This window comes from Actinomyces johnsonii, from assembly GCF_006546835.1.
Classification (GTDB): domain Bacteria; phylum Actinomycetota; class Actinomycetes; order Actinomycetales; family Actinomycetaceae; genus Actinomyces; species Actinomyces johnsonii.
The window spans coordinates 63,943-79,275 of record NZ_VICB01000004.1 but is presented as its reverse complement, the minus strand read 5'-3'; the positions used below and the strand labels follow the sequence as shown (position 1 = coordinate 79,275).

The window sequence follows — 15,333 nt, the reverse complement described above, 5'->3', positions numbered from 1 at the left end:
ACCGTCAGACGAGCTTGTTCTCCACGAGCCAGGCGGCGAGCTCGCGGCCCGCCTCGCCGGCGTCGGTGCGGATAATTCCGGACTCGCGTGCGGGCCGGGCCTCGTCATCGACGACTTTTACGGCCGGGTCGGCGACCTCAAGGCCGAGCTCGGAAGCGTCCCAGAAGTCGATGGGCTTCTTCTTCGCGGCGCGCATGGCGGCGAAGTTGGGGTAGCGGGGCTCGTTGGCCTGATCGGTGACGCTGACGACGGCGGGCAGCGGGGCGCTGACGACCTCGCGGACGGTTCCCACGGTGCGGGTGGCGGTCACGGTCCCGCCGTCGACCTCGAACCGGTTGGCCAGCGTCAGGGCCGGCAGGTGCAGGGCGGCCGCCAGCGCGCCCGGCAGCATCGAGGTTAGGGAGTCCAGAGAGGCCATGCCGGTGACGATCAGGTCCACCTCGCCGATGCGCTCAATGGCGGCGGCCAGGACCCGGGCAGTGGTGACGACGTCGGCGCCGGCCAGGGCGTCGTCGGCGACGACGATCCCGGAGTCGGCGCCCATCTGGAGGGCGCGGCGCACCCCGTCCTCGGAGTCCTCGGGTCCCATGGTCAGGGCGATGACCTCACCGTCGGTCTCCTCGGCCAGACAGACGGCGGCCTCGACGGCGTTCTCATCGAGCTCGTTGAGAACGTCCTCCTCGCCTCGCACGAGCCGGCCGTCCTGAAGGCGCCGCTCGGACTGCACGTCGGGAACGTGTTTGATGCAGACCACGATTCTCATGTGCTCAAGGTTGCCATAACAGCGGCATCTCGCCACTGAGCGCTGAGTCACCCTGACACGGCGTCAGAGTATTGATCGTGCCGTCCCGGTCGCGTCCGCATGGTGACGATGCGATGTCTGTACGACTGGTAAACGCGACGCGGCGCACTCGCACGAGTGAGACCTCACTGCCCCTCAAGTGGTCGCAATCAGCGGCCGCCAGGACAATGTACCTATGCCTTCGACGCCAGAGCCCGCTCCAGCACCGCGCGCCGAGCTGCCATCAGCTCCCGACCACGGCCTGGGCGTCACTCTCAGCGGCGACGGCGCGGACTTCGCGGTCCACGCCCCGCACGCCACAGCCATGGACCTGTGCCTCCTGACCATGGGAACCGACGGCACGATCGCGGAGGAGACCCGGATCGGGATGCACGGCCCCCTGCGCGGCATCTGGAGCGCCCACGTGCCCGGCATCTGCCCCGGTCAGCGCTACGGATACCGCGCCCACGGGCCCTGGAACCCGCATGAGGGTCTGCTCTACAACCCCCGCAAGCTGTTGCTGGATCCCTACGCCCGCGCATTGGACGGCCAGGTCGATCTGGGACCGGCCGTCTACGCCCACGAGGTCACCGACGACCTGGTCCCCGCGGCCGAGCCATGGCGTCCCTCTCACCTGGACTCGGCCGGCCGCACCGCCGTCGGCGTCGTCACCGGCAACACCTTCCCGGTCGTTCCGGGCCCGCGCGTGCCCCGCGAGCGCACCATCATCTACGAGGCCCATGTCAAGGGCCTGACCTACAAGCTGCCCGGCGTGCCCGAGGAGCTGCGCGGCACCTACGCGGGCCTGGCCCACTCGGTGACGGTCGAGCACCTCAAGAGCCTGGGGGTCACCACGATCGAGCTGCTGCCCATCCACGCCTCGGTGACCGAGCCATTCCTGACCAAGCGGGGCCTGACCAACTACTGGGGCTACTCCACGCTGAGCTACTTCGCGCCGGAGCCCTCCTACGCCACGGCCGCGGCGCGCGCGGCCGGCCCGCAGGCTGTCCTGGACGAGGTGCGCGGCATGATCTCCATGCTCCACGAGGCGGGCCTGGAAGTCGTACTCGACGTCGTCTACAACCACACCTGCGAGGGCGGGGTCGACGGCCCCGCCTTGAGCCTGCGCGGCCTGGACAACCTGGACTACTACCTGCACGCCCCCTACCTGCCGGCGCAGTACATGGACGTCACCGGCACGGGCAACACGGTGGACTTCCGGGCCACCGGGGCGATCCGGATGGTTCTGGACTCGCTGCGCTACTGGGTCACCGAGGTCGGCGTGGACGGCTTCCGCTTCGACCTGGCCACCACGCTGGGCCGCCACGCCGCGGAGTTCTCGCCGCGCCACCCTCTACTCACGGCGATCGCCACGGACCCGGTGCTCAACACCGTCAAGCTCATCAGCGAGCCATGGGACGTGGGCCCCGGCGGCTGGCGCACCGGCCAGTTCCCGGAACCCTTCCAGGACTGGAACGACCACTTCCGCGACACCACCCGCTCCTTCTGGCTGCACGACGCCTCGGAGATCTCCAAGGGGCGCCTGGGATCGGACCTGCGCGACCTGGCCACGCGCCTGTCGGGCAGCGCGGACCTGTTCAGCCACGGGGAGTTCCCCGGCGGGCGCGGCCCCCTGGGGTCGGTCAACTTCGTGGCGGCCCACGACGGCTTCACCCTGCGCGACCTGGTGGTCTACGACCACAAGCACAACCTGGCCAACAAGGAGGACAACCGGGACGGCACCTCCAACAACCGCTCCTGGAACCACGGTTTCGAGGGCGACGTCGTCGAGGGCATCAACGGCGGGCCGATCGAGGTGCTGCGGCGCCGCTCCATGCGCAACCTGCTGGCCACCATGCTTCTGAGCGCCGGGACGCCCATGCTGCTGGGCGGCGACGAGATGGGCCGTACCCAGCAGGGCAACAACAACTGCTACTGCCAGGACTCGGTGTTCTCCTGGGTCGACTGGAACCTCGAGGTCTGGCAGCGCGACCTGGTCGCCACGACCCGATTCCTCATCCACCTGCGCCAGACCCATCCGGTGGTGCGTCCCTCGCGCTTCGCGACCGGTCAGGTCCTCGAGGGCGACGCGATCCCGGACCTGGCCTGGTACCGGGGCGACGCCGCCCCAATGGACGGGGAGTCCTGGCACGATCCGCACACGCGCGTCGTCCAGATGCTGCGCTCGGGGCGCCCCTGGAACGACGACGACATGCTCGTGGTCATCAACGGCGCCCTGGACCAGGTCGACGTCGTCCTGCCCGGGGGGCGCGGCACCGACTGGCACCTGGCCTGGGACTCGACCTGGGCGGTCCCCCAGCCCCACACGGCACCCTTCTCCCAGACGCGTCGCGTCAGCCGCCGCGCGGGGGACTCGGGGGCAGGCGCCTCGCCGAAGACTGAGAAATCCGGCGGGGCCGCGAGCGCCGGCAGCGGTGCTCAGCATTCCGAGGGCCCCACGGACTGCCACCAGGACCGCCCCGGGGACACGACGATGCTCGAGGCTCTGTCCCTACGGGTCTACTTCTCCGGTGAGTTGTTGGAGACCCTCAAGACGGGCAGCCAGACCGAACAGGTTGGTACGGTCGGCAAGCGCTAGGTGTTGTGAGTCATGAGGTTGTAGTCGTGGGTGGGGGCAGCGGGGTTTGGGCTGTCAGGATGGGTGAGTCGAAGGCCTCCAGGCGGGACAGGAGCGCCAGGGCCGGCTGCACCTACCTGCACACCGCCATCGACGGCTTCTCCCGCCTGGCCTACGCCGAGGCCCTCGATGGATGAGAAGGCCTCTACCACGATCGGCTTCTTCTGCCGTGCCCGGGCCTTCCTGGCCGCCCACGGCATCACCGAGCTCGTGCGAGTCGTCACCGACAGCGGGATGAACTATCGTGCTCAGCCCTTCACCGCGACCATCACCTCCCTGGCTTCACACAACTAGGTATGGCTAGGCCACCGCGTTCGTAGGGTAGCTCTCGAGTTCGTAGGGTATAGGGCACGAACGCGACGTCTACCCTACGAACGCGAGCCTCTGACTGCCGGTACGTTCGGAGTCCTCCTGGATCATTGTGCTGGTGCTTCGCTCTGGCTAACGGAGCAATCCCGTGCATCATCATCCGGGGCGCGAAATCGGCCTTCTCCGTGCGCAACGGTGCGGATCCGCCCTACCCGCCCGGCACGGCCTGCAGAATGCAGTTCTGCTCAACACTGGCAATGAGGATGAGTCTTACTTCGCAAAATTCACGATTTCCCGAATGACGGCTCGCGGCCTGAAGACCTCAATTACATGATTAGCACGCACTCTCCGGCACCGAGCCTAAGGCAATAATTGTTGGAGCCGTTTTTCGTCGTCATCATCCATAGCACCAACCAAACCGTAACTTGGCAGCCGTTTCCAGTTGGCATGTAGCACCAACATAGGGCAACGCATGGCCGACAGTGCCGCAGAGTGGTCGAAGTCGCTATACATTCGCTCATCTACAAATGCGCAGCCGAAATCCGGATCATACATCTTCAATGAGTTGAACAATAGCTTCAATAGTTGCGGCATGTACCATTGATCTAAAGCGACTGGCTGCCCCGGATGACATGTTTCAGCTTGGCTCAATTGTCTGCTTTTACCCACTTGTTCACTCGGGATGCGCACCGCAAGGTGATAATACCGCCAGATGAATTTACAGAAATGACAATAGGCCAACCAACGACCGCCTCGACGAACTCAGCCACGTTAATGCTGACCATGCCCCAGGCGTCATGGCCGGGCGTCCAACTGCCGCCCCCATGTCCACGCACACCTATTGCAAGTACATGGAAATACTTAGCAAGTTTCGACAACAGGCAACACCTTATAATAGCTCCGCCAAGTACCCATTTGGGCCGGTATCAGCACTCATGGCGGCCCGCAACCCGGCCCTTCTTCATAGTTCATAGTTATCTGCGACTCCACGCGACTTCAGGACGTCAGGGCCCACCGCCCCAAGCCGACCGCCATCGCGGCGGCGCCGAGACCGTACCCCCTAGGATGTGGCCATGACTCAGACCCCCACCGCGGCCGAGGAGGCCCTGGCCAACGCCACCAATGACGCCTCCCTGGCCCGCTCGATCGCACGCTCCGCCGAGATCGAGGCCGATATCGCCGTCAACCCCGGCCGCTACCGGATGTTCACCGGGGTGCGCCCCACCGGGAACATGCACCTGGGCCACTACTTCGGCACCATGCACTCCTGGAAGACGATCCAGGACGCGGGCGTGGACACCTGGATCCTCGTGGCCGATTACCAGGTCATCACCGACCGCGACGCCGTCGGCCCCATTCGCGAGCGCGTCCTGTCCCTGGTCACCGATGCCCTGGCCGTGGGCGTGGACCCGCAGCGCTCGACGATCTTCGCCCACTCGGCGGTCCCGGCCCAGAACCAGCTGATGCTGCCGTTCCTGTCCCTGGTCACCGAGTCAGAGCTCCATCGCAACCCCACGGTCAAGTCCGAGCTGGAGGCCACGGGCGGACGTGCCATGAGCGGCCTACTACTCACCTATCCCGTCCACCAGGCCACCGACATCCTCTTCTGCCAGGCGAACCTCGTGCCGGTGGGCAAGGACCAGCTCCCCCACCTGGAGCAGGCCCGTCTCATCGCCCAGCGCTTCGACAAGCGCTACGGACGGGCCGTCAAGGACCACCCGGTCTTCCGCCGCCCCGAGGCGCTGCTCAGCCAGGCACCGATGCTGCTGGGGCTGGACGGGGAGAAGATGAGCAAATCCCGGCGCAACACGATTGAGCTGGGCATGAGTGCCGATGAGACCGCCAAGCTCCTCAAGAAGGCCAAGACGGACTCCGAGCGCGTCATCACCTACGACCCGGCCGGACGCCCGGAGGTCTCTAACCTGCTGATGCTGGCCTCCCTGTGCGGGGCGGGGGCGCCCGAGGAGATCGCCGAGCGCATCGGCGACGGCGGCGCGGGCGCGCTCAAGAAGGTCGTCACGGAGGCCGTCAACGAGTTCTTCGCCCCCATCCGGGCCCGTCGCGCCGAGCTGGCCGCCAACGAGGACTACCTCCTGGAGGTCCTGGGACAGGGCAACGCCCGGGCTAACGAGGTCGCCGAGAAGACGCTCGACGACGTCCGCACCGCCATGCACATGAACTACTGAGACGCCGGCCCGTATTGCCCGATCGGCCCGGTTCGCGACGCGCGTACCGGGCCGATCACCGTGGCACAGCCAAATATGTGACTCAAATCGTTTCTCACCGTAGTCTTGTTCCTGTGACTCCTAACACGACGCCCGAGGCCGGCAAGAAGCATTCCACCCGTCCCTCCAAGCCCGCTGCCGATCCGACCGATGCGACAGAGACGGTGTCCACGGCGGCCGTGGCGAGCAGACCGCAGCCGGCCCAGCACTCGTTGATTGGCCGGATCCCGGTCACCGAGGTCTTCCCCGTCGTTGAGGACGGGCGCTGGCCGGCCAAGGCCGTCGTCGGGGAGGTCATTCCGATCCGCGCCACCGTCTTCCGCGAGGGGCACGACCGCTACGGGGCCACCGCGGTCCTGGTGCGCCCTGACGGCAGCGACGGCCCCAGTGCCCGCATGCACGACATCGCCCCGGGACTGGATCGCTACGAGGCTTCCTTGGCTCCCGACGCCCCCGGGGACTGGCGCTTCCGCGTCGAGGGCTGGTCGGACCCGTACGCCACCTGGAGCCACGACGCCGGCATCAAGGTCCCTGCCGGCATCGACGTCGAACTCATGCTGGAGGAGGGTGCCCGGGTCCTGGACCGGGCAGTGGCCGTCGAAGGACGGGACGAGGAGGGCATCAAGGCCCTCAACGACGCGGTGTGGATCATGCGAGACCCCTCCAACCCTGTGGGCGACCGCCTGGCGGCCGGCCTGGCCGACTCGGTCAAGGCGACCCTGGATCGCCTGCCGCTGCGCGACCACGTCTCCCCCACCGCCGAGTACCCCCTCCAGGTGGACCGCGAGCGCGCCCTGGCCGGCGCCTGGTACGAGATCTTCCCGCGCTCGCTGGGCTCGGGGGTCAGTGAGGAGGGTACCTGGTACTCGGGGACGCTGCGCACCGCTGCCGAGCGCCTGGACCGCATCGCGGCCATGGGCTTCGACGTCCTCTATCTCACGCCCATCTCCCCGATCGGAACCACCAACCGCAAGGGCCGTAACAACACCCTGACAGCCCGCCCCGGGGATCCCGGCTCCCCCTACGGCATCGGCTCGCCCGACGGCGGGCACGACGCCATCCACCCCGACCTGGGCACCTTCGAGGACTTCGACGCCCTGGTGGCCCGCTCACGCGAGCTGGGCATGGAGGTGGCCTTGGACCTGGCGCTCCAGTGCTCCCCGGACCACCCGTGGGTGACCGAGCACCCGGAGTGGTTCACGGTCCTGGCCGACGGCTCCATCGCCTACGCGGAGAACCCGCCCAAGAAGTACCAGGACATCTACCCGCTCAACTTCGACAATGACCCCGAGGGCATCTACCAGGCCATCCTGGAGGTCGTGCACACCTGGATCGAGCACGGGGTGACGATCTTCCGGGTGGACAACCCCCACACCAAGCCCCTGGCCTTCTGGCAGCGGCTCATCGCCGAGATCCACACCGAGTCCCCGGACGTACTGTTCCTGGCCGAGGCCTTCACCCGCCCGGCCATGATGCGCACCCTGGGCATGATCGGCTTCCACCAGTCCTACACGTACTTCGCCTGGCGCAACACCAAGGAAGAGCTCATCGATTACACGATGGAGCTCAGCAAGGCGACCGCGCACCTGCTGCGCCCGGCCTTCTGGCCCACCACGCATGACATTCTCACGCCCTTCATGACCAACGGGAAGGTTCCCGCCTTCAAGCTGCGCGCCGTTCTGGCGGCCACACTCTCACCGACCTGGGGCATCTACTCCGGCTACGAGCTGGCCGAGTCCACCCCCCGCCCGGGCTACGAGGAGCAGATCGACAACGAGAAGTACGAGTACAAGCCGCGCGACTTCGCCGCAGCGCGCCGCAACGGCATCGAGGACCTGCTCACCCGCCTCAACTCCGCCCGGGCCGCCCACCCGGCCCTGCGCCAGCTGCGGGACATCTACTTCCACCCCACCAGCGATGACCAGATCATCGCCTACTCCAAGCGGGTGGACGCCTTCCACAGCCCCACGGGCAAGGACGACGTCGTCCTGACAGTGGTCAACCTCGACCCGCACGGGGCCCGGGCCGGCGAGGTCTACCTCAACCTGGAAGCCCTGGGCCTGCCCGGCTGGATCGACGCCTCGCACCCAGTGGTCAGGGTGACTGACGAGCTCACCGGAGATACCTACGAGTGGTCCGGGCAGAACTACGTGCGCCTCGACCCCTTCGCAGGACAGGTCGCCCACGTCTTCTCCGTGGAGCCGCTGTGAGCACGGACCCGATGAGCGCCGCCCCGATGCCCGCCGGCAGCGAGGTTCCGGCCGCATCGCCGGCCGTCGCGCCCATGCAGCCCGGGCAGCCTGGACAGACCAGCCCCTTCGGCCAGCCCGCACCGGCGACGGTCCCCGTGGCGGCACCGATGGCGGCGATCCCCACCCCCAGCGGCGGAATCCCCATGCCGATGACGGTGGCACCGCCGATCCCCGGGGTACCGGTCCTGCCGGCTCAGGCCCGCCCCGGCATCAGCGCGGACCCGGAGTGGTTCCGCACGGCCGTCTTCTACGAAGCGCTGCTGCGCTCCTTCGCAGACTCCGACGGCGACGGCATCGGGGACCTGCGCGGGCTCATCTCCCGTCTGGACTACCTGGCGTGGCTGGGCGTGGACTGCGTGTGGATTCCGCCCTTCTACCCCTCGCCCATACGCGACGGCGGCTACGACATCTCCGACTACACGGCCATCGATCCGCGCTACGGAACGATGGAGGACTTCCGCGAGCTGGTCCACCAGGCCCATCAGCGCGGGATCCGCATCGTCATCGACATGGTCGTCAACCACACCTCGGATGCCCATCCCTGGTTCCAGGCCTCCCGCTCGGACCCCGAGGGCCCCTACGGGGACTTCTACGTGTGGGCCGACGACGACTCCGGCTACGACGACGCCCGCATCATCTTCGTGGACACCGAGGAGTCGAACTGGGCCTACGACGTCGAGCGCGGTCAGTTTTATTGGCACCGCTTCTTCTCCCACCAGCCCGACCTCAACTTCCGCAATCCGGCGGTCGTCGACGCGATCCACGACGTTATCCGCTTCTGGGCGCGCACCGGGGTGGACGGCTTCCGCATGGACGCCATCCCCTACCTGACCGAGTCTGAGGGCACCAACTGCGAGAACCTGCCCGGCACCCATGAGATCATCGCCGGCATCCGCGAGATGCTCGATCGAGAGTTCCCCGGGACCATCACGATCGCCGAGGCCAACCAGTGGCCCGACGACGTTGTGGAGTACTTCGGCACCGAAGAGGCTCCCGAGTGCACCATGTGCTTCCACTTCCCGGTCATGCCGCGCATCTTCTACGCGCTGCGCCAGGGCTCGGCCGAGGCCATCCGCTGGGTGCTGGAGAAGACCCCGGACATCCCCGCCCACGGGCAATGGGGCACCTTCCTGCGCAACCACGACGAGTTGACCCTGGAGATGGTCACCGACGCCGAGCGCGACCAGATGTACGCCTGGTACGCCCCCGAGGAGCGCATGCGCGCCAACATCGGGATCCGGCGGCGCCTGGCCCCGCTCCTGGACGCCTCGCGCGCCGAGGTCGAGCTGGCCTACGCCCTGCTCCTGTCCCTGCCGGGCAGCCCTTGCCTCTACTACGGCGACGAGATCGGCATGGGCGAGAACATCTGGCTGGAGGACCGCGACGCGGTGCGCACCCCCATGCAGTGGGACGACTCCCCCAACATGGGCTTCTCCACCGTCGTCGACCCCGGTGCGCTGACCCTGCCGCTCATCCAGGCACCCGGCTACGCGCACCTGACGGTGGCCACCGAGATGGGCCGGCCCGACTCGCTGCTGCACTTCACCCGGCGGATCCTGCACCTGCGCCGCTCCCACCCCGTGCTGGGACGCGGAGGCTTCCTCCTGCGCCCCACCAGCGACGACGCCGTCCTGGCGCACACGCGCTGCGACGACCCCTCGGCGCCGGAGGGGGAGAGCCTCCTGTGCGTCGCCAACCTCTCGGCCACGCCCCGCTCGGTGACGATCGAGGTTCCCGAGCTGGCCGGGCGACGCACCATCGACCTGTTCGGCGGCTGCCCCTTCCCCTCCATCGACGAACACGGCCGCCTCACCCTGACGCTGGGCGCGCGCGGCTATTACTGGCTGTCGGTCGACAGGGACACGCCGGAGAGCGTGGAGAATGCCGAGGGCACGGAGCACTCGGGGGACTCCCAATCCTCCGCGCCCCCGGCCGACACCACCTCTACCCATACCGCCCAGAACCGCCCCACCGAGAGGATGCCTGATGCCCACCGATTCCATCTCCGCAGCCAAGGCAGCACAGAACGCGGCGTCGACCGCGCCCCCGCTGCGCAGCGCCCAGGCCCCGTCGACCTGGCCCAGCGACACCGAGATCCTGGCGGCCCTGGGCCCGTGGATGCTTCAGCGCCGCTGGTTCCCGCTCAAAGGAGACGCCGCCCCGGTGCCGGGCTCCTTGCGCATCATCGCCTCCTGGGAACCCGAGGAGGGCGTGCGCGACCTCGTCATAGCCGCACCGCGGGGCGGCAGCGGGCACGGTGAGCACACCGGGCACAGTGGGCGCGCCCGGAGCGCCGTGCTGCTGCACGTACCGGTGGTCCTGGAGGCCGCCGAGGCGCTCGACTCCTTCGCCACCCCCGGTGAGGCACCCGGCAACCACGGCCTGCTGGTGACCACCGGCTCTCAGGGGTCACCCACGCAGGTGGCGCTCGTCGACGGCGCCCACCACCCGGCCTTCTGGCGGGCCTGGGCCCTGAGCACGCTGAAGGCGGGCACCGTCCTGGACGAGGCCGGAGCCCTGGCCATCGCCCAGCGGGCGCCGAGGCTGCGGGTGACCACCGGGGAGCAGTCCAACACCTCCGTCATCCTGCCGGCCCCTTCCGACCCCGCCGAGGCTCTTGGGGAGCAGGACGCCGCCACCGGTGACCTCATCGTCAAGCTCCTGCGGGTCCTGGAGCACGGGCGCAATCCCGACGTGGAGCTGTCGGTGGCCCTGGCCCGCAGCGGCTGGGACCGGGTGCCCACGCCGGTGGCCTGGTCCACCCTGACCTGGACGCGCATGGGCGGCTGCGGCCAGCCCGCCCTGGAGGAGTCCACCGACTCGGCGGTGGCATGCAGCTTCGTGCCCCGGGCCGACGACGGCTTCGAGCTGTTCTGCTCCCTGGCCTCCACCGACGACGTCGACGGGCCGGTGCGGGCCCGCGCCGTCGACCTGGCCCGCGATCTGGGCCGCACGACGGCGCAGATGCACCACCACCTGGCCGCCTCCCTGGGCGCGAGCAGGCCCCCCTCGCCAGCCGAGCTCGCCGCCGCGCTGCGCAAGCGCGCCCGGTGGGCGCTGGAGGAGGTGCCCGAGCTCTCCGGCCACATCCCCGCCCTGGAGCTCAAGGTGGAGCGGGCTCTGGCCCGGCTCGAGGCGCTGGACGCCCTGGAACCGGCCACCCGCATCCACGGCGATTACCACCTGGGACAGGTTCTCCACGAGATCGACGGCGAGCAGCGCTGGTACGTCCTGGACTTCGAGGGGGAGCCCCTGCGTCCCCTGGCCCAGCGCTCCGATCCCGACCTGCCGGCCCGGGACGTGGCCGGAATGCTGCGCTCCTTCGACTACGCCGCCGCCGTGGGCAAGGCACCCCACCCCGATTGGCTCCCCGCCGTGCGCTCCGCCTTCGAGGAGGGCTACCGCCTGGGACGCCAGGAGACCGGCTCTCTCGCCCCGTCGCCAGCGGCATCCGGCGACCAGGAGCAGGCCGAGGACTCGCACCAGACGGTCCTGACCTGTCTGGAGCTCGACAAGGCCCTGTACGAGGCCGTCTACGAGGCCCGCAACCGTCCCGACTGGCTGAGCATCCCCGTGGCGGGTATCACGTCGGTCCTGAACGATCCCATGGAGGGCTGAGCACAGAACGATCTCTATATCCCCATCATTCCCAACGGTTCGACGTCCAAAAGCACCCGCTAATCACCGACGCATGGAAGAGTTGCTGTATGAGTGCCAACACCCCTGAGAACGACCCCAGGTCCCAAGCCCCGGCCGACCTCGCCCCCGTCCCCGTGGACCCCTGGGTTCTGGCCGACATCGCCTACGCGCGCTACCACGACCCGCACGAGGTCCTGGGCGCCCACGTGGGCGAGGACGGAGTGACCGTCCGCACCGTGCGCCACCTGGCCGACAACGTCGTCGTCGTCACCAAGGAGGGCACCTACCCGGCCACCCACGAGCAGGACGGCGTATGGGTCGCGGTCCTGCCGGGCCAGGAGGTTCCCGACTACCGCATCGAGGTCACCTACGGCGACGAGACCACCACCGTCGACGACCCCTACCGCTACATGCCCACTCTGGGCGAGATGGACACCTACCTCATCTCCGAGGGCCGCCACGAGGAGCTGTGGGAGGTTCTGGGCGCCCATATCAAGCGCTACGACGGCCCCATGGGCGAGGTCGAGGGAACCGCTTTCGCGGTATGGGCCCCTAACGCCCGCGCCGTGCGCGTCGTCGGCGACTTCAACTACTGGGACGGCACCGCCACCGCCATGCGCTCCCTGGGCTCGTCCGGCGTGTGGGAGCTCTTCGTCCCCGGCGTCGGCGTAGGCGCCCGCTACAAGTTCGAGATCTGCTTCGGCGACGGATCCTGGCACCAGAAGGCCGACCCGATGGCCCGGGCCACCGAGGTCCCCCCGGCCACCGCCTCGGTGGTCACCGACCAGTTCCACGAGTGGGGGGACCAGGACTGGATGGCCAAGCGCGCCACCACCGACCCCCACAACGGCCCGATGAGCATCTACGAGGTCCACATCGGCTCGTGGCGCCAGGGCCTGGGCTTCCGCGGCCTGGCCGAGGAGCTGGTCCCCTACGTCAAGGAGGCCGGCTTCACCCATGTCGAGTTCCTGCCGGTGGCCGAGCACCCCTTCGGCGGGTCCTGGGGCTACCAGGTCACCAGCTACTACGCGCCCACCTCGCGCTTCGGCACCCCGGATGACTTCCGCTACCTGGTGGACCAGCTCCACCAGGCCGGTATCGGCGTCATCCTGGACTGGGTGCCCGCCCACTTCCCCAAGGACGAGTGGGCCCTGGCCCGCTTCGACGGCACTGCGCTCTACGAGGATCCCGACCCGCAGCGCGGTGAGCACCCCGACTGGGGCACCTACGTGTTCAACTTCGGCCGCAACGAGGTGCGCAACTTCCTGGTCGCCAACGCCCTGTACTGGCTCCAGGAGTTCCACGCCGATGGTCTGCGCGTCGACGCCGTGGCCTCCATGCTCTACCTGGACTACTCGCGCCAGGACGGCCAGTGGCACCCCAACCAGTTCGGCGGCCGCGAGCACCTGGAGGCCATCAGCTTCCTGCAGGAGGCCACTGCTACCGCCTACCGGAAGAACCCCGGCATCATCATGGCCGCCGAGGAGTCCACGGCCTGGCCGGGCGTGACCGCCCCCACCGAGTACGGCGGCCTGGGCTTCGGCCTGAAGTGGAACATGGGGTGGATGAACGACACCCTGCGCTATCTGGCCGAGGACCCGGTCAACCGCCGCTATCACCACGGCGAGCTGACCTTCTCCCTCGTCTACGCCTTCTCCGAGCAGTTCATCCTGCCGCTGAGCCATGACGAAGTCGTCCACGGCAAGGGCTCCCTGCTGTCCAAGATGCCCGGAGACCCCTGGCAGGAGCTGGCGGGTCTGCGCGCCCTGTACGCCTATCAGTGGTCCCACCCCGGCAAGCAACTGCTGTTCATGGGCCAGGAGTTCGGTCAGGGGACCGAGTGGAACGCGGACAACTCCCTGGACTGGTGGATCCTGGACGACCCGGGCCACCAGGGCCTGCTCGCCCTGGTCGGCGACCTTAACCGCCTCTACCTCGACTCGCCCGCCCTGTGGTCGGAGGACTTCTCCCACCGAGGATTCGAGTGGATCGAGGCCGGCGACGGCGACCACAATGTCCTGTCCTACCTGCGTAAGGGGACCGACGCCGACGGGCGGGCCGACCTCATGGTCTGCATCATCAACTTCGCCGGCACCCCGCATGAGGGCTACCGGGTGGGCCTGCCCTTCGCCGGGGACTGGGAGGAGGTCCTCAACACCGACTCCGAGGAGTACGGCGGCTCCGGTGTGGGCAACCTGGGCCGGGTCGAGGCCGAGGACCTGCCCTGGAACGGGCGCCCGGCCTCGGTGCGCCTGCGGGTCCCCCCGATGGGCGCGGTCTTCCTGCGCCCGAGCCGGGACTGAGCCGCAACTGGACCTGCACCCGCCGGGCATCGGCGGTTGCACGCAGACCTAGAGCCAGGGGCCGATGGCGCTTCGCGCGCCATCGGCCCCCCTCCCAGCTGTGGCAACGGGAGCGCCCCATATGATGGGCCAGCAGTTTGCTTGATAATTCCTTAAAAACCAGATAATGACATCAGTTTATTCTCAGGGAAGGTCCAGAGAATTATCCCGATTTACTCCGTTACATTCATGTATAATAATAAATGTTCGACATGCACGGCCTCAGTCTGACTGACGCCAGTTTATTTTCGTGCGCAGCAGCACCAATCGGGGCTCCCTGCAACAACGAAGCAGCATCAAGACTCATGGCACAGCAGCAACCCCATCGCATATCGAACAATATTCGCCCACACTGAGTATCTTACGATCGATTCCTCTTGGGGCGGAAGGACAACAGCCGAGAATCAACGATGACAGGGAAGGCAAGACCCATGAAACCAGGACGACTCCTCGTGACACTCGCCGCAACCGTCACGCTATCCATTTCAACCGCAGGCGCCGCTGTTGCATCCCCGCCAGACTCGCCCCCATCAAGTTCGCAGGCACGATCCAGTACAGTCACCACTGGGTGCGCCGCAGAACAACAGGGGAAAAAAACTGCGACTGTTCGCAACGAAACAGATCCATCTGTCGCCAGCAGAGCGAAGTTGCAGGCCGAACAGGCCCTTGACTCTGGAACCGCCAACATCCACACCTCACGAGAAGCAGTGGATACCGACAACGCAACTGTTCTTCGTGTCACCACAGAAGAAAAAACTTACAGTGCCGTAACCTTCCCCCTCAAAGGAAACGGATTGAGCTTGACGAGCAACACAACCATCGTCTTGTCCCCAGATGGCGCACCAGCCACTTACTCCGAGACCCACCTCACCCACAATGCCGCAAATCATTTCCAAATGACATCATACACGGACGGGGAACTAGTCAAGGATTCTGACACGGGTCATGAATTCGTCGGGGACGATGTCCTGCAGCAACAACTCGACGAAACTCGAGCCGCCATCGCGAAGCAAAAATCCGCCCCCGACCAAGCTGTGCCCGTAGGCGCGGGAGCTGTCGCCGCATGCCTGGGCACCGTCCTCGGAATCGGAGGAGGTGCCGCCTGGGCGATCACGTCATTATGCGGGGGCTCATGCGCTGGCGCTGC

General features: G+C 67.5%; 7 protein-coding genes and 2 pseudogenes. 7 read left to right on the top strand and 2 right to left on the bottom strand.

The window, feature by feature from the left end; translation table 11 throughout:
• Positions 1-4: 4 nt before the first annotated feature.
• A complete protein-coding gene (locus tag FK256_RS03120; protein WP_021606726.1) occupies positions 5-763 on the bottom strand; it encodes an electron transfer flavoprotein subunit beta/FixA family protein in 759 nt (252 codons plus the stop codon).
• A gap of 214 nt (positions 764-977) precedes the next feature.
• Between FK256_RS03120 and glgX the strand changes: the two genes are divergently transcribed.
• Both glgX and FK256_RS14535 read left to right on the top strand, forming a co-directional pair.
• Entirely contained in the window at positions 978-3,380 is a 2,403-nt protein-coding gene (gene glgX / locus FK256_RS03115; protein ID WP_141423683.1) for a glycogen debranching protein GlgX, read from the top strand.
• 35 nt (positions 3,381-3,415) lie between these two features.
• Positions 3,416-3,710: pseudogene (locus FK256_RS14535) on the top strand (IS481 family transposase); the annotation flags it as partial.
• Between the two features lie 378 nt (positions 3,711-4,088).
• Here FK256_RS14535 and FK256_RS03110 read toward each other — a convergent pair.
• A complete protein-coding gene (locus FK256_RS03110) occupies positions 4,089-4,418 on the bottom strand; it encodes a hypothetical protein (protein ID WP_141423682.1) in 330 nt (109 codons plus the stop codon).
• Between the two features lie 383 nt (positions 4,419-4,801).
• Here FK256_RS03110 and trpS point away from each other — a divergent pair, with 383 nt between their 5' ends.
• From trpS to glgB, 5 genes and pseudogenes are all read left to right on the top strand, one after another.
• On the top strand, positions 4,802-5,914 hold the full coding sequence (gene trpS, locus FK256_RS03105; protein WP_021606732.1) for a tryptophan--tRNA ligase: 1,113 nt from the start codon (positions 4,802-4,804) through the stop codon (positions 5,912-5,914).
• 113 nt (positions 5,915-6,027) lie between these two features.
• Positions 6,028-8,163: an alpha-1,4-glucan--maltose-1-phosphate maltosyltransferase gene (locus tag FK256_RS03100; RefSeq protein WP_280525776.1), complete on the top strand. Its 2,136-nt coding sequence runs from the start codon at positions 6,028-6,030 to the stop codon at positions 8,161-8,163.
• Positions 8,164-8,174: 11 nt separating this feature from the next.
• Positions 8,175-10,106: pseudogene (treS, locus tag FK256_RS03095) on the top strand (maltose alpha-D-glucosyltransferase); the annotation flags it as partial.
• Positions 10,107-10,191: 85 nt separating this feature from the next.
• The gene (locus FK256_RS03090; RefSeq protein WP_141423680.1) at positions 10,192-11,823 is read left to right on the top strand and encodes a phosphotransferase; all 1,632 of its coding nucleotides are present in this window, start codon (positions 10,192-10,194) and stop codon (positions 11,821-11,823) included.
• Positions 11,824-11,912: 89 nt separating this feature from the next.
• Positions 11,913-14,147, top strand: coding sequence for a 1,4-alpha-glucan branching protein GlgB (gene glgB / locus FK256_RS03085; protein WP_021606737.1), 2,235 nt, complete (start codon positions 11,913-11,915; stop codon positions 14,145-14,147).
• Positions 14,148-15,333: the final 1,186 nt, after the last annotated feature.

Bases quoted from the DNA above. Each gene is read 5' to 3' on its own strand.
- FK256_RS03120 (WP_021606726.1), bottom strand. From the start codon at position 763: ATGAGAATCGTGGTCTGCATCAAACACGTTCCCGACGTGCAGTCCGAG.
- glgB (WP_021606737.1), top strand. From the start codon at position 11,913: ATGAGTGCCAACACCCCTGAGAACGACCCCAGGTCCCAAGCCCCGGCC.
- glgX (WP_141423683.1), top strand. From the start codon at position 978: ATGCCTTCGACGCCAGAGCCCGCTCCAGCACCGCGCGCCGAGCTGCCA.
- trpS (WP_021606732.1), top strand. From the start codon at position 4,802: ATGACTCAGACCCCCACCGCGGCCGAGGAGGCCCTGGCCAACGCCACC.
- FK256_RS03090 (WP_141423680.1), top strand. From the start codon at position 10,192: ATGCCCACCGATTCCATCTCCGCAGCCAAGGCAGCACAGAACGCGGCG.